At 66.6% G+C, this 17272-nt stretch carries 16 protein-coding genes; 7 read left to right on the top strand and 9 right to left on the bottom strand.

The genetic code is table 11. From position 1 onward, the window contains the following. Positions 1 to 91 precede the first annotated feature (91 nt). Both AC5RVN_RS03070 and AC5RVN_RS03065 read left to right on the top strand, forming a co-directional pair. Positions 92 to 1201, top strand: a complete 1110-nt coding sequence (locus tag AC5RVN_RS03070; RefSeq protein WP_494106459.1) for an LLM class flavin-dependent oxidoreductase — start codon at positions 92 to 94, stop codon at positions 1199 to 1201. Further along, positions 1201 to 1671, top strand: a complete 471-nt coding sequence (locus AC5RVN_RS03065; RefSeq protein ID WP_494040002.1) for a MarR family winged helix-turn-helix transcriptional regulator — start codon at positions 1201 to 1203, stop codon at positions 1669 to 1671. The genes AC5RVN_RS03070 and AC5RVN_RS03065 overlap by 1 nt, the downstream gene beginning before the upstream one ends. A gap of 75 nt (positions 1672 to 1746) precedes the next feature. On the opposite strand, the gene AC5RVN_RS03060 is transcribed toward AC5RVN_RS03065, so the two are convergent. Together AC5RVN_RS03060 and AC5RVN_RS03055 are read right to left on the bottom strand one after the other, a co-directional pair. Then, on the bottom strand, positions 1747 to 2553 hold the full coding sequence (locus AC5RVN_RS03060) for a transglutaminase-like domain-containing protein (protein WP_494040003.1): 807 nt from the start codon (positions 2551 to 2553) through the stop codon (positions 1747 to 1749). A 73-nt stretch (positions 2554 to 2626) separates the two neighbouring features. Then, positions 2627 to 3412, bottom strand: a complete 786-nt coding sequence (locus AC5RVN_RS03055; RefSeq protein WP_494040004.1) for a hypothetical protein — start codon at positions 3410 to 3412, stop codon at positions 2627 to 2629. Positions 3413 to 3542: 130 nt separating this feature from the next. On the opposite strand from AC5RVN_RS03055, the gene AC5RVN_RS03050 reads away from it, so the two are divergent. Next, the gene (locus AC5RVN_RS03050) at positions 3543 to 4202 is read left to right on the top strand and encodes a DUF1684 domain-containing protein (RefSeq protein WP_494106461.1); all 660 of its coding nucleotides are present in this window, start codon (positions 3543 to 3545) and stop codon (positions 4200 to 4202) included. 25 nt (positions 4203 to 4227) lie between these two features. Here the strand turns inward: AC5RVN_RS03050 and AC5RVN_RS03045 are convergent, their stop codons facing one another. From AC5RVN_RS03045 to AC5RVN_RS03025, 5 genes are read right to left on the bottom strand one after another with little or no spacing between them, the layout of a single operon-like run. Further along, positions 4228 to 5382, bottom strand: a complete 1155-nt coding sequence (locus AC5RVN_RS03045; RefSeq protein ID WP_494137051.1) for a cysteine desulfurase family protein — start codon at positions 5380 to 5382, stop codon at positions 4228 to 4230. Between the two features lie 6 nt (positions 5383 to 5388). Further along, positions 5389 to 6306, bottom strand: coding sequence for a carboxylating nicotinate-nucleotide diphosphorylase (gene nadC, locus AC5RVN_RS03040; protein WP_494137050.1), 918 nt, complete (start codon positions 6304 to 6306; stop codon positions 5389 to 5391). Beyond that, positions 6299 to 8017 carry an L-aspartate oxidase gene (gene nadB, locus AC5RVN_RS03035; RefSeq protein WP_494137049.1) on the bottom strand — a complete coding sequence of 573 codons (1719 nt, stop codon included), beginning with the start codon at positions 8015 to 8017 and terminating at the stop codon, positions 6299 to 6301. Before nadB ends, nadC begins: the two co-directional genes overlap by 8 nt. Positions 8018 to 8052: 35 nt before the next feature. Further along, complete coding sequence (nadA, locus tag AC5RVN_RS03030; protein ID WP_494137048.1) at positions 8053 to 9360, bottom strand: quinolinate synthase NadA; 1308 nt, start codon at positions 9358 to 9360, stop codon at positions 8053 to 8055. Then, positions 9357 to 10067, bottom strand: a complete 711-nt coding sequence (locus AC5RVN_RS03025; RefSeq protein WP_494137047.1) for an NUDIX hydrolase — start codon at positions 10065 to 10067, stop codon at positions 9357 to 9359. The genes nadA and AC5RVN_RS03025 overlap by 4 nt, the downstream gene beginning before the upstream one ends. A gap of 237 nt (positions 10068 to 10304) precedes the next feature. On the opposite strand from AC5RVN_RS03025, the gene AC5RVN_RS03020 reads away from it, so the two are divergent. The 3 genes from AC5RVN_RS03020 (at position 10305) to AC5RVN_RS03010 (ending at position 13419) form a co-directional block, all read left to right on the top strand. Next, the gene (locus AC5RVN_RS03020) at positions 10305 to 11681 is read left to right on the top strand and encodes an amino acid permease (protein WP_494137046.1); all 1377 of its coding nucleotides are present in this window, start codon (positions 10305 to 10307) and stop codon (positions 11679 to 11681) included. A 178-nt stretch (positions 11682 to 11859) separates the two neighbouring features. Then, the gene (locus AC5RVN_RS03015; RefSeq protein ID WP_494137045.1) at positions 11860 to 12687 is read left to right on the top strand and encodes an alpha/beta fold hydrolase; all 828 of its coding nucleotides are present in this window, start codon (positions 11860 to 11862) and stop codon (positions 12685 to 12687) included. Positions 12688 to 12771: 84 nt separating this feature from the next. Continuing rightward, positions 12772 to 13419, top strand: a complete 648-nt coding sequence (locus AC5RVN_RS03010; protein WP_494040151.1) for a phosphoribosyltransferase — start codon at positions 12772 to 12774, stop codon at positions 13417 to 13419. Between the two features lie 141 nt (positions 13420 to 13560). Here AC5RVN_RS03010 and AC5RVN_RS03005 read toward each other — a convergent pair whose 3' ends face one another. After that, positions 13561 to 14892, bottom strand: coding sequence for an MFS transporter (locus AC5RVN_RS03005; protein WP_494106607.1), 1332 nt, complete (start codon positions 14890 to 14892; stop codon positions 13561 to 13563). A gap of 281 nt (positions 14893 to 15173) precedes the next feature. Here AC5RVN_RS03005 and AC5RVN_RS03000 point away from each other — a divergent pair, with 281 nt between their 5' ends. Beyond that, entirely contained in the window at positions 15174 to 15908 is a 735-nt protein-coding gene (locus tag AC5RVN_RS03000; protein WP_494106606.1) for an IclR family transcriptional regulator, read from the top strand. 27 nt (positions 15909 to 15935) lie between these two features. On the opposite strand, the gene AC5RVN_RS02995 is transcribed toward AC5RVN_RS03000, so the two are convergent. After that, on the bottom strand, positions 15936 to 17267 hold the full coding sequence (locus tag AC5RVN_RS02995; protein WP_494137044.1) for an MFS transporter: 1332 nt from the start codon (positions 17265 to 17267) through the stop codon (positions 15936 to 15938). Positions 17268 to 17272: the final 5 nt, after the last annotated feature.

Raw genomic sequence — 17272 nt, 5'->3', positions numbered from 1 at the left:
GGAGCGTTGTATCCGGCGATAGATGCAAATGCATCTACATTGGCCTATACTGGAAGCAAGCCAGCAAGCCTCAGCAACGGAAAGGCACATCATGCAGATCGGTGTTTTCAGCGTCAGCGACATCACTCCGGACCCCACCACGGGCCGGATCCCCACCGAGAACGAGCGCATCAAGGCCTCCGTCGCCATCGCCAAAAAGGTTGAGGAAATCGGGATGGATGTCTACGCCCTCGGCGAGCACCACAACCGGCCCTTCTTCTCCTCCTCCCCCACCACCACCCTCGCCTACATCGCGGCGCAAACTGAGCGCATCACCCTTTCCACGGCCACCACGTTGATCACCACCAATGATCCGGTGAAGATCGCCGAGGACTTTGCGATGCTCCAGCACCTCGCCGACGGCCGGGTCGATCTGGTCCTCGGCCGCGGCAACACGGCTCCCGTCTACCCATGGTTTGGCAAGAACATCCAGGACGGCGTCGAGCTTGCCATCGAGAACTACAGCCTGTTGCGCAAGCTGTGGGACGAGGACACCGTGAACTGGTCAGGCAAGTTCCGCACCCCGCTGCAGAACTTCACGTCCACCCCCCGCCCTCTCGACGGCGTCGCCCCCTTCGTGTGGCACGGCTCCATCCGCACGCCGCAGATCGCCGAAGTGGCCGCCTACTTCGGCGACGGCTTCTTCGCCAACAACATCTTTTGGCCCAAGGAGCACTACCAGCAGCTGATCGGCCTCTACCGTGAGCGCTACGAGCACTACGGCCACGGCACGGCAGACCAGGCGATTGTGGGCCTGGGCGGCCAGTTCTTCATGCGCAGGAATTCCCAGGACGCCGTCAAAGAGTTCCGCCCCTACTTCGACAACGCTCCCGTGTACGGGCACGGGCCTTCTTTGGAGGACTTCACCTCGCAGACGCCGCTGACCGTCGGCAGCCCGCAGGAAGTCATCGAGAAAACGCTGACCTTCCGGGAGTACTTCGGCGACTACCAGCGGCAGCTGTTCCTGATCGACCACGCGGGCCTGCCGCTGAAAACCGTACTCGAGCAGCTGGACTTGTTCGGCGAAGAAGTCCTGCCCGTCCTGCGCAAGGAATACGCGGCCCGCAAGCCGGCCCACGTTCCCGAACCGCCCACCCACGCCGGCCGGGTCGCTGCGCTGCTCGCAGCCCAGTCCGCTGAAAAGTCCGCCGCGGACGCGTGATGGCCGGCAAGGATACCGAGTCCCCGGTCCGCCTCGCCGCGGAAACGTGGGAGTCGCTGTTCCGGGCCCAGGTGGCGGTGATGCGTAAGCTGCAGTCAGGGCCGGCCTTCCGGAGGCTCGCCGTGAACGAGTACGACGTACTCTTCACGCTCTCGCGCTGCCCGACGGGGTGGCTGCGGCTCAACGAGCTCAACGACAACGTGCTGCTGAGCCAATCGAGCCTCAGCAGGTTGGTGGAGCGGCTGGAAAAACGCGGGCTTGTAGCCCGGATGCCGGCCCCCGAGGACGGCCGGGGCGTGCTCCTGCAGCTGACGGACGCGGGCCGGGAACTGCAAAAGGAAATTGGGCGCGAGCACGTCCGGGACATTTCCACCCTGATGGGCCCGGCCCTGACGCCGGCTGAACAGAAGGAACTGCGGCGGCTCACGGAAAAGCTCCGCAGCTCACTCGGTCCCCGGCCGCTCCGCTAGCCATCCGGCCGCCGTCGCCGGAAACAGCCGGCGCAAGTCCTGCACCGGTCAGGAGCCTGGCCGGGCAGGGCCCGGCTAGGCCAGTTCCACCAGCCGGGCTGGGTCCTCCACGGGCAGGTCACCGTTGACAACAGCGGTGACCTGGAGCTGGTTGAGGATAAGGCTTCCTCCGACGGTGGACAGGAAAGCTGTGTCGGCAGAATCGCGGCCGGCCGTGATGCGCAGCATCGATTCCCGCGGCGCCAGACCGGTGGGATCAATGACGTGCCAGGCCCCTTCCACATAGGCCTCAGCCACTGCATGGAAATCCATCGGGCTCAGTCCCGGGGCGTAGACCGCGGCGAGCCTCGCCGGAATGTCCCTGGACCTGAGCAGCGCGATGGCCAGGTGGGCAAAATCCCGGCACACTCCACGCCGGCTGAGAAGTGTTTCAACTGCACCGTCAGTGCCCCGGGAGGATCCGCTGAGGTAGCGCAGCTCACCGTTGACCCAGTTCCTGACAGCGTGCAGCAATCCGCCGCCGTGGACCCCTTCGAACTCCGCGTAGGCCGTAGGCAGGAGCCGGTCCGATTCAGCGTAGCGGCTGGGCCGGACGTACCGGATCCTGTCGGCGAGTTCCGATTCCTCAGGCTCCGCCTTTCCGCCCACGGTGGCAGCATATTCCACCGTTACCTCGGCCGGCTCGGCAAACTCCATGTAGTGGAACCTGCCCCCGTGGTGGTCCAATACTTCGGTCAGGGGAACCTGCTGTCCCCCGGCCGTCACGGACAGGGACTCCTCGAAGGAGGAATAGCCGCTGTTCCGCGCTGCGGCGATGGCCATGGCCACCTTGGTGTTGGCTACGGTCTTGAAGACCAGTCGTGCGGAAACACTGCGTTCCATTGCTCTCCGGGGGTGTCGGCGGCGGAAGAAAAGTCTCCGCTCTGCCTGGCGCATCGTGGGGCCGGGAACGGGACTAGTTTTTGATCTTCAGCGACATTAGCATCCGTTGGACGTTCGCGAATTCAGTTCCCTCCGAGGCGTACCGCGCAGCCTGGTCCAGGGTGTCGAAGGCCTTGGCGGGGGCAACCTTCTCATCCGGGGTGAAGGCCTTCACGGAGACCACATCACCAAAGGACAAGTCACCCTTCCCGGCCGGACCACGGACGACGTTGCGGAGCTCGCACGCCTGCCCGCCACCGCCGCCCATAACGTTGGTGATGCCATAGGAACCGAAGTATCGGTACCCCTGGATCACCCGGAAAACCACCCTCGGCGGTATGGTTCCTTCCCCGCCGGCGGCGGGCAACTCCAGCGGGAGGCTGCTGATCACCGAATAGGGCCGCTTCGAGGCGTCAGCGCATTCGGCGGACGACGGCGGCAGTCCTGTCCGCAGCGCTGCCAGGAAAGTTCCGTCCGGCTTTTTCACCTCGACTTTGAGCGCTCCGGGCAGGGTTCCCTCGTCCGGCTGGACGGACTGTGCGATCCAGTCCTGCGGGAGATCGAAGCTGACGGTCTTGCCGGCATCCGAGAAGGTCTTCCAGGCTGCCGCAGTGGCAACAGCCTCTGGGCCTGCGGTGGGGGTCGCGCCGGCGCCCGGCGTTGCTGCTGCGGAGGCATCTGCTGATGCAGGAGCAGTGCTTCCGGCTTCTGAAGGGCCCGGCTGCGCTGTCCAGCCCGGACCGCTGCCTGGCGGAGTTGAACACCCTGCCAGGAGGATGGCCGATGCCAGCAGGACGGCCATGGATGCCTTGCCTTTCATGCAGCCAGCGTAACGGCGCCTGCCGGCCCGGCGGTGATTCCGGCGGCGTTTCTGCCGAAATCACTGCCTGCGCGCCCGTCCGGCTGCCGCCCTCGGACGGTATGCTGCGGCCGGGGGCTAGGCTGGGCATATGGAAGAGCACCAGGGCGAAGCCGAGGAAAACCGGACTGATATTTCCGCCGTCGAGACCGCTGACTGGCGGCTGAGGACGTTTGCCATGTACCACAACGTCCGCAAGCTTGCCATCGAGAGTCCGGCGGAAGCGCATTCCTACTGGCGCCACCAGCGCGACCTGATGTTCGCCACGCACCCGGCCTCTCCCTTGACCACGGCGGATAAGGCGCACTTCTCCGGGCTGAAGACGGCGGACTATGATCCGATTTACCGGTTCCACGTTCCGCTGACCCCGGAGGGCGCGGGCAGGGAGATTAGCGTGGAGACGGGTACCGACGGCGCTGTCCGCTTCGTTCGCCTGGGCACCTTCGACCTGCCGGAAGTAGGCCAGCTGGCGGTCTGGAAGCTGCAAGGATACGGCGGCGGTATCTTTGTGCCGTTCCGGGACGCCACTGCAGGCCAGCCGGGCGGCAGCTACGGGGCGGGACGGTATTTGCTGGACACCATCAAGGGTGCGTACCACGGGGTCTACGGCACCGGCCGGGACGCCCCGTTCGTGCTCGATTTCAACTTTGCCTACAACCCGTCCTGCGCCTACAACGAGGTTTGGGCCTGCCCGCTGGCTGGACCGTCCAACCGGTTGGCCGTGGAGATACCGGTAGGCGAACTCTACTAAGAGGAGCACCCTGTGAGCTCCGGCGCTAGGCCCCCAGTGCCCTGACCCGGCCGACGGCGTCAAGCACCGCACCGGCCGCCGCTTCCAGGTCCGCTTCCGTCACCGCTGCACCGAAACTGAACCGGACGGCCGTCTGGGCAACTTCCGGGGGAAGTCCCAATGCCGTGAGCACGGGCGACGGCGCATCGGAACCCGCCGCGCAGGCTGACCCGCTGGAGCAGACAACGCCCCGGCGTTCGAGTTCAAGCAGCACCGATTCCCCGCTGGTTCCGGGAAAGCAGAAGGACGCCACAGAGGGCAGCCGCTCGACGGGATGCCCGGTGAGGATGGACCCCGGAACACCGGTGAGCACAGCGCTGATGAACCTGTCCCGCAAGGCCGCCACCCGGCGTCGTTCTTCCGCCTGGCTGGCCTGTGCCAGGGTGAGGGCGGTGGCCAGGCCCACCGCCCCGGCCACGTTTTCGGTCCCGGATCTCCGGCCGCGTTCCTGCCCGCCGCCGTGAATTAGCGGCTCCATCCTGGTGCGTCCGCGGACATACAGCACGCCGCAGCCTTTGGGTGCGCCGAGCTTGTGGCCGGAAATACTCATCGCATCAACCCCGAGCGCCTTGGTGTTCAGCGGCAGCCATCCGGCCGCCTGCACGGCATCTGTGTGGAACGGTATGCCGAGGGCGCGGGCCAAGGCGCCCAGTTCAGCGACGGGCTGTACCGTTCCCATCTCATTGTTGGCGTACATGACGCTGGCGAGGGCAGTTTCCGGCCGAAGCGCGGCCCTGAACGCCGCCGGCGTAACCCGGCCCTGCCCGTCAACGGGAACCACATCAACCACGAAGCCGTGGAAGCGCTCCAGGTACCGGGCCGACTCCTCCACTGCGGGATGTTCGACGGCGCTGACCACCACCCGGTTCAGCTGCGGGTCCGCCGCCTGCCGGGCCAGGGCGATGCCTTTGACAGCAAGGTTGTCAGCTTCGGTTCCCCCGGAAGTGAAGGTCACTTCGCCGGGCCGGCAACCCAGGACCGCCGCCACGGACCGCCGGGCACCCGCGAGCGCACCTGCAGCAGCCTCACCCAGGGTGTGATGGCTTGAGGGATTGCCGAACTCACCGGTCAGGTACGGCCACATCGCGTCCAGCACCTCGCGGCGGACCGGGGTGGTGGCGGCGGCGTCAAGGAAGATCATGGGCAGTCACCTGAGGACCAGTTCGACGTCCAGCCCAAGGTCAAGGGCCGCCACGGTGTGGGTCAGGGCACCAACGGAAATAACGTCGACTCCCGCAGCTGCAATCCCTGCCACGGTGCCCAGGTTCACGTTCCCGCTGGCCTCCACCTGCGCACGCCCCGCTACCAGAGCCACACCGGCCCTCAGCTCCTCCACAGTGAAGTTGTCCAGCATGATGGTGTCCACGCCGGCGGCCAGGACGGGCTCAATCTGGTCCATGCGGTCCACTTCCACCTCAAAGTGCGTGGTGTGCCCCAACTGCGCTTTGGCGGCCGTGAGGAGCCCGGTGAGCCGGGCGGGGTCGCCCCCGGTCATCACGGCGAGGTGGTTGTCCTTGGCCAGGACGGCGTCCGAGAGGCTGTACCGGTGGTTGGCGCCGCCCCCGCACCGCACAGCGTACCGCTCCAGGATCCGCAGGCCCGGCGTGGTCTTGCGGGTGTCGGTGATCCGGGCGGACGTACCTTCGGTCAGCTGGACAAACTCGGCCGTCCTCGTGGCGATGGCTGACATGCGCTGCACCAGGTTGAGGGCCACGCGTTCGGCGAGCAGTACGGACCTGGCACGGCCGCTGACCCGCGCAAGGCTGCTGCCGGCATCGAACGTTTCCCCGTCCCCGACCAGCAGCTGAACTTCGGTGCCGGGATCCACCAGCAGCATGGCGTCGCGGAACACCGTGGCGCCGCTGAGGACCCCGGGAACGCGCGCGCTCAGCACTGCGGTGGCATGGGCTTCGGCGGGGATCAGGAGCTGGGAGGTGATGTCACCCGCCGGGGCGTCTTCGGCGAAGGCGCGCTCCAGGATTCCCCGTACGGGCGCCGGCGGCAGCGTCAGGTCCAGGCGCCGGCCGTTGGCAGCCGCCGCTGTCATCAAGGAGTTTTCAGTCATGGACAAGGCTCGCTTTCGGGCGTGTCGGGGAGGTTCCTTCAATATCGTCTGGGATGCCGGCAGCATCAGTTGGGCTGTCGCTGCGGTAGTGCGCCCCCAGTGAGTCCAGGCGCTTCTGCGCGGCGGCCACCAGGAACTGCGCGGCGAGCAGCAGGTTCCGGTCCTCATGTTCTTCAACGTCCGCGCCGGCAGGAACGGATTCGGGACGGACGACGGCGGCCCACCCGTTAAGGGCCTCCGCCGCCTCCTGCAGCAACACGCCCTGACGAAGTACCCCGGCTTTGGCAGTCATCAGCCGGCGAAGGGCATCCCGCGAAAACGGGATGCCCGCGGCCTCGGGCGTGGCGCACGTTTCCGCCGCGCCGGCCTCCGGAGGGACAGCCTGAGGCCACACCCGGCCGGAGCCACCGGAGAGGAAGGCATCAACGGCGCGGCGGCCGAAAACGAGGCCCTCAAGGAGGGAGTTGCTGGCCAGCCTGTTAGCCCCTTGTACACCTGTGCAGGCGACTTCCCCCGCCGCGTAAAGACCAGGGACACTGGTCCTGGCGTGCAGGTCGGTGGCCACTCCGCCCATCCAGTAATGCGCCGCAGGAGCGACGGGGACCAGCTCCCGTGTCCAGTCGATGCCGGCGTCGAGTGTCCGCTGCGTGAGGGTGGGGAAGCGCTTTGCCAGGAATCCCTTGCCTTTTCCGGACTCAATGACGCGGGCATCGAGGTAGACGTGGCCGGCGGGGTCCCCGAGCTTGGCCAGGTGCAGGGCGATGCTGCGGGACACCACATCCCGTGGGGCAAGTTCGGCGTCCGGATGGTACAGACGCAGGAAGCGCTTCCCGTTGCCGTCGACGAGTACGGCCCCTTCGCCACGGACTGCTTCGGAAATGAGCAGCGGATCGTGGTCAAAGCTGGCTGTGGCCGGGGTATTGGGGGACTGGGTGTTGGGACCCTGGGCGCCGGAAACGAGGCAGGTGGGGTGGAACTGGAAAAACTCAAGGTCGGCCACTGCAGCGCCGGCCCGGACGGCGAGCGCCAGGCCGTCTGCAGTGGCCACGCCGGGATTTGTGGTGCTGCCGAAAAGCTGGCCTGCTCCCCCGGTTGCCAGCAGGACCGCGTCACCGTACACCGCGGCCGTGGGGCCGTCCTGAAGGAACTCCACCCCGGTGACTGTGCCGTTATCTTGCAGGAGCCGTGTTGCATGGGCAAAAGGTACAACCGTCAGGATCCCGGCAGCTTGTCGGCTCAGCACTGCCTCGATCAGCGCCGCGGCAACTTTCGCTCCTGTGGCGTCGCCGCCGGCGTGCAGGATGCGGGGCGCGGAATGGGCTGCTTCGAGCCCCAGGGCCGGGCCGCCGTCGGCCTCTGCGTCGAACTGGACGCCGAAACGCTGCAGTCCGGCGATGTCGCGGCGCGCTTCAGTACACATCAGCCGGACGGCCTCTTCATTACAATGCCCGGCCCCGGCACGGAGGGTATCGGCGATGTGGTCTTCCACGGTGTCCCCAGTAGCTGGCACGTCCAGCACGGCGGAAATGCCGCCCTGGGCATACCAGGTGTTGCTTGCGCGCAGCTGCCCCTTGCTCAGAAGCACGGCTTCCGCACCGGAATCCGCTGCCAGCAGGGCAGCGTACAGCCCGGTGATGCCACTGCCGACGACGATCAGCCGCGGACGCGCCTGCGTGCTGCGGCCGGGCACCCCGTCAGGTCCGGACAGCATTCGGTCCCCTGGAGGGGCCTGGGTGGGAAGCCGGGTCATGAGGGCCTGGCCGCGAGCATGCGTTCGAGTGCCGTCCTGGCGTGATCCTGCACCGAGTCCGCCACGGTGATCCTGTTGATCACGCGCCCGGCGACAAGTTCTTCAAGGACCCACGCAAGATAGCCGGGGTGGATCCGGTACATGGTGGAGCAGGGGCAGATGACGGGGTCAAGGCAGAAGATGGTGTGCTGCGGGTACTCGGCTGCAAGCCGGTACACCATGTTGATTTCGGTGCCGATCGCGAAGGTGGTGGGCTCCGTGGCCGCGGCAATGGCCTTTTGGATGAAGTCGGTGGAACCTGCGGAATCGGCGGCGTCCACTACCTCCATGGGGCACTCGGGGTGAACGATCACCTGGACTCCGGGAAAGTCGGCCCGGGCCTTCTCGATCTGGCCTACGCTGAAGCGCTTGTGGACAGAGCAGAACCCGTGCCACAGGATGACCCTGGCATCGAGCAGGGCCTGTTCGTCGTTGCCGCCCAGGTCCTTGCGCGGGCTCCACATGGGCATCTGCTCCAGGGGCACGCCCAGTGCCTTGGCGGTGTTGCGGCCCAGGTGCTGGTCCGGAAAGAAGAGCACGCGCTGGGCCCGCTGGAACGCCCATTCGAGGACCGTCCTGGCGTTGGAGGAGGTGCAGACGATGCCGCCGCGCTCACCGCAGAAGGCCTTCAGGGCTGCGGAGGAGTTCATGTAGGTGACCGGTATGACCGGGACCCTTCCTTCGGCGTCGGGCTCGGTGCCGTAAATCTCTTCGAGCTGCTCCCAGCACTCGGCCACGGAGTCTGCGTCGGCCATGTCCGCCATGGAGCAGCCGGCTGCGAGGTTGGGCAGGATGACGGCCTGTTCCGGCGCGGAGAGGATGTCGGCGGTTTCGGCCATGAAGTGGACGCCGCAGAACACAATTGCCTCCGCGTCAGGCCGGGTGAGGGCCGCGTTGGCCAGCTGGAAGGAGTCACCTACGAAGTCGGCGTACTGAATGACTTCATCACGCTGGTAGAAGTGCCCCAGGATGACGGCCCTGTTCCCCAGCGCGGCCTTGGCTGCCAGGATCCTTTCGCCCAGTTCGGCGTCGCCGGCGAGCTTGTACTCTTCGGGCAACTGACCCTGGCGCGGGGTGGCAGCAGGGGCAATGTCCGCGCTGGAGGCGCCGGGGCCATAGGCGGGAATGCCGGTCAGCGCCTCGGCGAGGTCGTAGTCCCACGGCCCCTTGGCGAGGGCGGGGCTGCACGTGCCGCCCTGCGCGGTTGTGCCCTTTTCGGCCTGTTCGCGCGTGATCAGCTGGATTGCTGTGTTGACGCTGCTCATGGTGTGCTCCTGTTGTCTGGGTCAAGGCCGGGACGGCCGGTGAAGCGGTAGAGGCGGGGCGGGCGGTGCTTGCCGCCCTGGAGGTACTCGCCGGTTTCTTCTATGTCCGGAGTTGATTTCAGTTGCCTGCGGAAGTTGGCAGGGTCCAGCTGCCTGTCCAGCACTGCTTCGTAAACCTGCCGGACCTGGGCGAGGGTGAAGTACTCCCCCAGCAGGTGGTATGCCACGGAACCGTAGGCCAGCTTGTTGCGCAGCCGCCAGAGCGCGTAGTCCACGATTGCGTTGTGGTCGAAGGCGAGTTCACCCAGCCGGTCCGCCCGGAACCACCGGACGTTTTCCGACTCGTCCGCGAGCGCGGCTTCGGTGGGCTGGACCAGGGCCCAGTAGACGATCGAAACCACCCGCTGGGTGGGTGAGCGGTGCAGTCCGCCAAAGGCGTACAGCTGCTCGAGATAGCTCGGAGCGAGGCCAGTGGTCTCCACCAGGTTCCGGGAGGCGGCGTCCTGCAGGGACTCGGAGTGGCTCAGGGGCCCGCCCGGCAGCGCCCACAATCCCTTGAACGGCTCACGGATCCGGCGGACCAGGGGCAGCCACAACGTGGGCCGTCCCGACGCTTCGCTGGGTCGCAGCGCGAAGATGACGGTGGAGATGGCCAGTGATGGAGGGGCTGCCCGGCGCTCGGAGACGTTCGCAGAGCTCGAATACATGTGCCACCGCCCTTTTCGCCTGCGGTCGCTTTCCGTAAGCCCCGCCTAGTTATGGTCACTCTGACCAAAACTAATTCTAGGGGCAAGAGTGGTTCAGATGCGAATGTTTCAATGAGCTCCCCTTGGTTCACCTGTTCAGGGACTAGCCCCGACTACGCCCTGCGGAGCCGAAGGCGGTAAATTCGATAGGTCCCACGAGGAGCCATCATCCACACCCCAAGAAGGTCCAGCATCAAAATGACGATGAAGTCCGCAGAAGTTCATCAGCAAGGCCATCTGGGCCATGCCATGAAACCGCGCCAGCTCACCATGATGGGACTGGGCAGCGCCATCGGCGCCGGCCTGTTCCTCGGATCGGGGGCCGGCGTGCAGGCGGCCGGCCCCGCAGTGCTCATCTCCTACCTGGTGGCGGGCACGCTGATCATCCTGGTCATGTGGGCGCTGGGTGAAATGGCCGCGGCCAGTCCGAACAGCGGGGCCTTCTCCGTGTATGCCGAGCGGGCACTGGGAAAGACGGCGGGCGCCACCATCGGCTGGCTCTGGTGGCTGCAGCTGGTGGTGGTGATCGCAGCCGAGGCATTGGGAGCCGCCGGGCTTCTCTTTACGGTGTGGCCGGTGCTTCCGGTGTGGGCGCTGGCACTGATCTTTATGGTCGTCTTCACGGCCATTAACCTCACGGGCGTACGGAACTTCGGCGAGTTCGAGTTTTGGTTCGCCATCCTCAAGGTCGCCGCAATCGTATTGTTCCTGGTGGTGGGCGCAGCCCTGCTGCTGGGCCTGCTGCCCGCGGTGGCGTCCCCCGGGCTGGCCAACCTGACGGCAGATTTTGCCCCCGCCGGACTTGGCGGAATTGCTTCCGCCCTCTTTGTGGTGATCTTCGCCTTCGGCGGCACCGAAATCGTGTCCGTGGCGGCGGCAGAGACCGAAGATCCGGAGCACAGCGTGGGCAAGGCCATCAGGACCGTGGTGTGGCGCATCCTGGTTTTCTACATCGGCTCAGTCTTTGTGATCGCCGCTGTCCTGCCGGCAACCTCGGAGAGCCTGGCGTCACCGTTCGCCGGCGTCCTGGACGCAGCCCGGATCCCGGGTGCCGCAACGGCCATCACCCTGGTGGCCGTCGTCGCGCTTCTTTCAGCGCTGAACGCCAACCTTTACGGTGCCTCACGGATGGTCTATTCCCTGGCCGAGCGGGCCGAAGCCCCGCGGTTCCTCACCCGCCTGAGCGGCGCCAGCGTTCCCATGCTGGCTGTCGGGGTGTCCGTGGCGTTCGGCTTCGTGGCCACGGTCCTGGAACTGCTGTTCCCGGAGCGGATCCTTCCTGCCCTGTTCCAGCTGGTGGGATCCACCTGCCTGGTGGTGTGGGGCAGCGCACTGGTCTCGCAGCTGGTCCTGCGGCGCCGTGCAGACCGGGAAGGCACGGCACTGCCCCTGCGGATGAAGGGTTTCCCGGCCCTGACCATCGTGGGGCTCATCCTGCTGGGCCTGATCTTCGCCGTAGGCTTCAGCGCCGAGAGCAGCCGCATCCAGCTCTTCAGCACCATCGGCCTCATTGCGGGAATCGCTGTTGCCTGTGCTGCAGCCGCCCGCTTCACCACCAGAAACCGTCCCAACTAGTTCGCTTCAGGTGCCGGAATGACCTTCCCGAAAGGCACCTGGCGCTGCTCGACTGCGCCGGGGTGCGTGCACCGCCAGCGTAGATTTACCGGTCCGGCAGGCAGGTAGAGTAGTCCCGAAATACGAGCTTCCGACGCGCCGGGTCCGCCCCGCGCCGTAGTTGATGAGGACTGACACCATGAGCGGCAGGCACACCGGCGAGCAGCACGCGCACACAGTGGAGGGTACGGACCCCCAGTTGTACGTGAAGGTGCATGATCCTGCCGCGGATGCCGGGCTACGGCCCGTCCTGCTGCTGCACGGCTTCTCGTCTTCCAGCAAGCTCAATTGGGAGGACACCGGCTGGGTGGCTGCCCTGCTCGATGCCGGCCGCCGGGTCATCACCGTGGACCTGCCGGGCCACGGCCGCAGCGGAGCCCCGGAGGACCGGGATTCCTACTCCCCCAGCAGGATCCGGGCGGACCTGCTCCAGGTAGCGTTCGACGCCGGCGCGCGCCCCGTGCAGGACGGTGACCCTTCCAGCGGACTGGACATCGTGGGTTACTCCCTCGGCTCCCGACTCGCCTGGGAGTTCGGAGCCACGCAGCCGGAGCTCGTGCATCGGCTGGTGCTGGGCGGGCCTAACATTGCGGATCCCCTCGCGGCCTTCGACCTCGTGGCAGCCCAGGACTACCTCGCGGACGGGACTCCCATCAGTGACGAATCCACCGCGCGGCTGCTGAAAATGGCGCTGCTGCTGCCCAGCAACAACATTTTTGCGCTGCTGTCTTTGGTGGAAGCCATCAAAGCCGAACCCTATGACCCTGCCGAGGCAGTGCCGCACGTGCCCATGCTCCTGGTGGCCGGCGACAAGGACGAACGCGCCCCCAGCCTGCCGCAGTTGGCCGGACTCGCCCGCCACGCCGGGGCGATGGTGGAAGTGGTTTTGCTGCCGGGCCGGAATCACACCAACGCCATCACCAGCCGGGCCTTCAAGCAGGCAGCCATCGCTTTCCTCGCGGTCTAATCCGCCCTGGCCCCGGCGGCCGCCGGCTCCTGCCCTCCCCGGCGGTAGGCTGAAGGAAGGGCTGGCATGAGCCGGGAGGGAAATATGCTGACGCGCTTTGAAGACCGCACCGAGGCCGGCGAGAAGCTGGCCGCCGTACTCGCACAGTTCCGTGAGCAGCCCGGCACCGTGGTCCTGGGCCTTGCCCGGGGCGGCATCCCGGTAGCGGCTTCGGCCGCCAAGGCCCTCTACCTCCCGCTGGGAGCTGTCCTGGTGCGCAAGCTGGGCATCCCGGGACACCAGGAGACTGCCTACGGGGCTTTGGCGTGGGCACGGGGACGGACCGTCCGCCTGCTCAACAAGCCGCTGGTGGACCGGGTACTGGAGCATGGAGTGCGCCAGGAACTGCTGGACGAGGTGGAACAGCGGGAACGCGCTGAACTGGCCCGCCGCGTCCACCTCTATCCGGGGATAGACCACGACCTCTCCGGGAAAACTGTCCTGCTGATCGACGACGGCCTGGCGACCGGGGCCACCATGCGCGCCGCCGTCGAGGCTGTCCGCGAGGGTGGAGCGGCAACGGTTGTGGCCGCCGCCCCTGTGGGTTCAATCGAAGCCGAGGCCTCTGTGGAGCGGGTATGCGACGCCGTCCTGTGCCTGCACCTGCCGGGCAAATTCCGGGCCGTCGGCAGCTTCTACCGGCACTTCGAACAGCTCACGGACAGTGACGCCATCAGTTTCCTGAAGCAGTAACAGCGCTTCCTGGTCCGGCCGCTGATACGACGGCGGGCCCGGACCGGTTGGTCCGGGCCCGCCGTTGCTTTGAACAGTGGGTTGGCCCACGCCGTCAGGGTTCCCCCGCCGAGCGTAGCGAGGCCAGGGGGACGGTTGGGGTCAGTGGTGGCTGACGCCCAGCGGACGGCCCTTGGTCTCCTTGGCCAGCAGCACACCGATGGCCGAGATGACGCAGAGGACCATGATGTAGATACCGATGGACCCGGCCCACTTGGTGGTCTGCAGCAGGGTTTCGGCGATGGTGGCGGCGAAGGCGCCGCCGAGGATGGCCCCGAACGCGTAGCCGATGGAGATGCCGGAGTACCGGACGTTGGCCGGGAACATCTCGGCGTACATGGCGGACATGGGCCCGTACGACAGGCCGAGGCCGATGGTGAGGACAAACAGCGCTATGCCGTAGAGCCAGATGTTCCTGGTGTCGATGAGGGCGAACATGGGAATCATCCAGGCGAAGATGATCGCGTAACCGGCGAGGAAGGTCTTGACCCGGCCGATGCGGTCCGAGAGCCAACCGCCGGCCAGCGTGAAGATCAGCCAGCCGAACGATGCCAGGGTGGTGGCCAGCAGCACCTGGGGCGTGGGCATCTGCAGCGTCCTGGTGGCGTACGCGATGAAGAAGGCGATCAGCAGGTAGCCGGCTGCGTTGTTACCGATGAAAATCAGGGTGGAGTACAGGACCGGCCTCTTGTGGTTGCGGACCAGGACCCCCAGTGGTGCCTTGCTTTCCTGCTTCCGGGCCGCCATTTCCTGGAAGACCGGGCTTTCAGCGACCGCGCGGCGGATCAGGTAGCCCACCACGATAAGGACGATGGAGAGCAGGAACGGAACCCGCCAGCCCCAGGCCGCAAAGTCCTCCCGGGACATGTTGCTGTTCAGGAAGAACAGGAGGCCGGTAGCCAGGATCATGCCGATGGGCACACCGATTTGCGGGTAGGCGCCAAACAGGCCGCGTTTGTTCAGGGGCGCGTGCTCCACGGCCATCAGCGCCGCGCCGCCCCATTCGCCTCCGGCCGAGAAGCCCTGAATGATGCGCAGGGTGATCAGGAGGATGGGTGCCCAGGCGCCTATCTGTGCGTAGGTGGGCAGCATGCCGATCAGGGCGGTGGCCGCGCCCATCATCACCAGGGTGAAGACGAGCATGGCCTTGCGGCCCAGGCGGTCGCCGAGGTGGCCGGCCACTACTGCGCCCAGGGGGCGGAAGAGGAAGCTGATGCCGATCAGGGCAAAGGAGAGGATTTGCGCCAGGCCGGGGTTCGACGCGTTCAGGGGCGCCAGGAACAGGGGTGACAGCAGCGTTGCGGTCAATTGGGCGAAGATGAAGAAGTCGTACCACTCGATGGTGGTGCCGACCAGGGTGCCGGCAAGGACTTTACGCTCCTCCCGCCGGGTGCTGGGACCGGCGAGCGTATCCACCTTGGAAGGTGTGGTCATTGAAACTCCATTGTTTTATTGGCAGCGGGCTGCCGGGACGCCTTCAGGATTACCGACAGAACGGTCAGTTAGTTGAAAGAGTACTACGAAAGTGTGAGGTGCGACACGCATCAGCACAATTAAGGTTGGTTGCGTCCGGGGCTTCGTGCCACAGGTCAGTTGGACCGCCTTGTTCGCTGGTTCTATATTTGAACCGGCAATTCGTTATGCGGATGAGGCCAGAGGTCCTGCCGCCGGTAAGAGCCGCCGCAGCGGTACCAGAGCGACCTAGGATGGACACCATGACCCCCACCGCCGCAGTCACTGCCGGAGCAGCGCCAGCGCAGGCTTCGCCTTCCCAGACGCTTTCGCGCGGCATCCGGGCCCTCGAGATCCTTGCGGCGGCGCCGGGCCCGATGAGCATCGCCGAACTCGCCGATGCCATGGGAGTGCACCGTTCCGTGGCCTACCGCATCCTGCGAACGCTCGAGGACCACTCGCTCCTGGTGCGCGACGACGGCGGACGGGTCCAGCCCGGGCCAGGACTTGCCGTGCTGGCCCGAAGCGTTTCCCGGAACCTCCAGGGGGCTGCGCTTCCCGAACTGACGCACCTCGCCAACACCTTGGACATGACGGCGTTCGTGGCATTGTGGGACCACCACGACTGCATCACGCTGGTCACCGTGGAGCCGCGGCATTCGGGCGCGACCGTCGCCCAGCATCCCGGCACCCGGCACCCCATCAATGCCGGGGCGCCCGGGATTGCCATCCAGTCGGCGCTTACGGAAGCTGAATGGGACCGGCTGGAGACGGGCGTCCCCTACCGGCCGGAAGCTGCCGATGCCCGGCGGACCGGATACTCCGCGAGCCATGACGAGGTCATTGCCGGAGTCTCCTCCCTGGCCGCGCCCATCCGCGTCCCGGCAGGGCGCCCGGCAGCACTCGCCGTCGTCTACATCCGCTCTGCCCACGACCCTTCGGTAGTGGGTGCGGCGCTGGTGGAGAGCGCCGCCAGGATCGAACGGCAGCTGGCCTGAGAAGTGCGTCGGTATGCGATGCCTTGGTCAGCGGTGCGCGCTCCTGCGGTGAAGTACGACGGCGGCCCCGGCTCCCAGGAGTGCGAGCGCCGTTGCCGCGCAGGCGGGAACCAGGAAGGCAGCACCGTAGCCGTGGTCCTGCGCCAGCCGGCCGCCCAGTGATGAGCCAATGGCGGTGCCGGCCACAATACCGCTGGCCAACGCGGTCATCACCGTTCCCAAGCGTCTACCAGGGGCCAGCACCCCTCCGACAGCGAAGACGGTAACCATGACCGGGCCCACCGGGATACCCAGGATAAGCAGCACCGCCACCATTCCACCCAGCGACGACGGCGCCAGCAGGAGCACGGCGAGTCCGGCCATCAACGCCGCGGACACCACCCATCGCCAAGAGAGGCTGAACCGCTGTGGCCAATAGGCCACTGAGAGGGCAGAGGCGGCGGAGCTGAGCCCCATCGCTGCATACAGCAACCCGGCAATCTCCGACGTGGCATGGCTGGCCGCGAACGGGCTCAGCGCTGCCTGGGTTGAGCCGAAGAACGTGCCCATGCACACCATCGCAACCACTGGCAGGGCAACAGCGGCAGGCATCCTGCCTTTCGCACGGCGTTCCGCTGCCGGAACTGCACGGCGAGCCGGCACCGTTGCGTGCGTGTGGTGGGCAGCAAACGCGGGAACCAGCGTGATGGTCAGGGCGGCTGCCAGCGCGAGCGGCAGCCAGGGTGCCACGAGGCTGGCAAGGATTCCCACGAGCGCCGGTCCCAGCACAAAAGTTACTTCGTCGGCCGTGCTCTCGTACGAGAGCGCCGTGTCCAGGTCCCGCCTGTTATCCGGCGCCTTGCCCCGTGACGTCAGCGCCATCCACCGGACCCGGGCCAGCGGGCCTACCTGCGGGCAGCTTGCCCCTGAGAGGAACGAGGCGGCCAGGACGGCGGCCGGGAAACTTCCCGACGTTCCCATGGCAGAGGCTGCAAGGATCAGCAGCACCACGGCGGCTGTATTGAAGACGGCTGCCCACAGCAGTACGGGACGTTGGCCCCGCCTGTCCGCAAGGGAGCCCAGGACCGGAGCCCCGAGGGCCGAACCGACGCCCACCGCACCTGCCGCAGTACCGCCAAGCGCATAGGAACCGCTGCTGGAGGTGACCAGGGTCAGGGTGCCCACTGTAAGCATGGCCAATGGCAGGCGGGCCAGTAGACCCAGGGGAATGAAGCCGCGGCCGGCAAGTTGGGGAAGCCGGGCGAAACGGCCGCCGGGAGCAGGCTGAGGCGGGCTCTGGGCGGCAGATGCAGATTCCGGCACGGGAACCGAAGGCGGCGCCGAAGCCGGGGCGGGTGAGAGGGAACTGGATGATGTCATTTCCG

Source organism: Arthrobacter sp. sptzw32 (assembly GCF_059089735.1).
This window is presented reverse-complemented; position numbering and strand designations above follow the sequence as displayed.

Coding starts and splice junctions, on each gene's coding strand:
- AC5RVN_RS03070 (WP_494106459.1), top strand. CDS start 92: ATGCAGATCGGTGTTTTCAGCGTCAGCGACATCACTCCGGACCCCACC.
- AC5RVN_RS03065 (WP_494040002.1), top strand. CDS start 1,201: ATGGCCGGCAAGGATACCGAGTCCCCGGTCCGCCTCGCCGCGGAAACG.
- AC5RVN_RS03060 (WP_494040003.1), bottom strand. CDS start 2,553: ATGGAACGCAGTGTTTCCGCACGACTGGTCTTCAAGACCGTAGCCAAC.
- AC5RVN_RS03055 (WP_494040004.1), bottom strand. CDS start 3,412: ATGAAAGGCAAGGCATCCATGGCCGTCCTGCTGGCATCGGCCATCCTC.
- AC5RVN_RS03050 (WP_494106461.1), top strand. CDS start 3,543: ATGGAAGAGCACCAGGGCGAAGCCGAGGAAAACCGGACTGATATTTCC.
- AC5RVN_RS03045 (WP_494137051.1), bottom strand. CDS start 5,382: ATGATCTTCCTTGACGCCGCCGCCACCACCCCGGTCCGCCGCGAGGTG.
- nadC (WP_494137050.1), bottom strand. CDS start 6,306: ATGACTGAAAACTCCTTGATGACAGCGGCGGCTGCCAACGGCCGGCGC.
- nadB (WP_494137049.1), bottom strand. CDS start 8,017: ATGCTGTCCGGACCTGACGGGGTGCCCGGCCGCAGCACGCAGGCGCGT.
- nadA (WP_494137048.1), bottom strand. CDS start 9,360: ATGAGCAGCGTCAACACAGCAATCCAGCTGATCACGCGCGAACAGGCC.
- AC5RVN_RS03025 (WP_494137047.1), bottom strand. CDS start 10,067: ATGTATTCGAGCTCTGCGAACGTCTCCGAGCGCCGGGCAGCCCCTCCA.
- AC5RVN_RS03020 (WP_494137046.1), top strand. CDS start 10,305: ATGACGATGAAGTCCGCAGAAGTTCATCAGCAAGGCCATCTGGGCCAT.
- AC5RVN_RS03015 (WP_494137045.1), top strand. CDS start 11,860: ATGAGCGGCAGGCACACCGGCGAGCAGCACGCGCACACAGTGGAGGGT.
- AC5RVN_RS03010 (WP_494040151.1), top strand. CDS start 12,772: ATGCTGACGCGCTTTGAAGACCGCACCGAGGCCGGCGAGAAGCTGGCC.
- AC5RVN_RS03005 (WP_494106607.1), bottom strand. CDS start 14,892: ATGACCACACCTTCCAAGGTGGATACGCTCGCCGGTCCCAGCACCCGG.
- AC5RVN_RS03000 (WP_494106606.1), top strand. CDS start 15,174: ATGACCCCCACCGCCGCAGTCACTGCCGGAGCAGCGCCAGCGCAGGCT.
- AC5RVN_RS02995 (WP_494137044.1), bottom strand. CDS start 17,267: ATGACATCATCCAGTTCCCTCTCACCCGCCCCGGCTTCGGCGCCGCCT.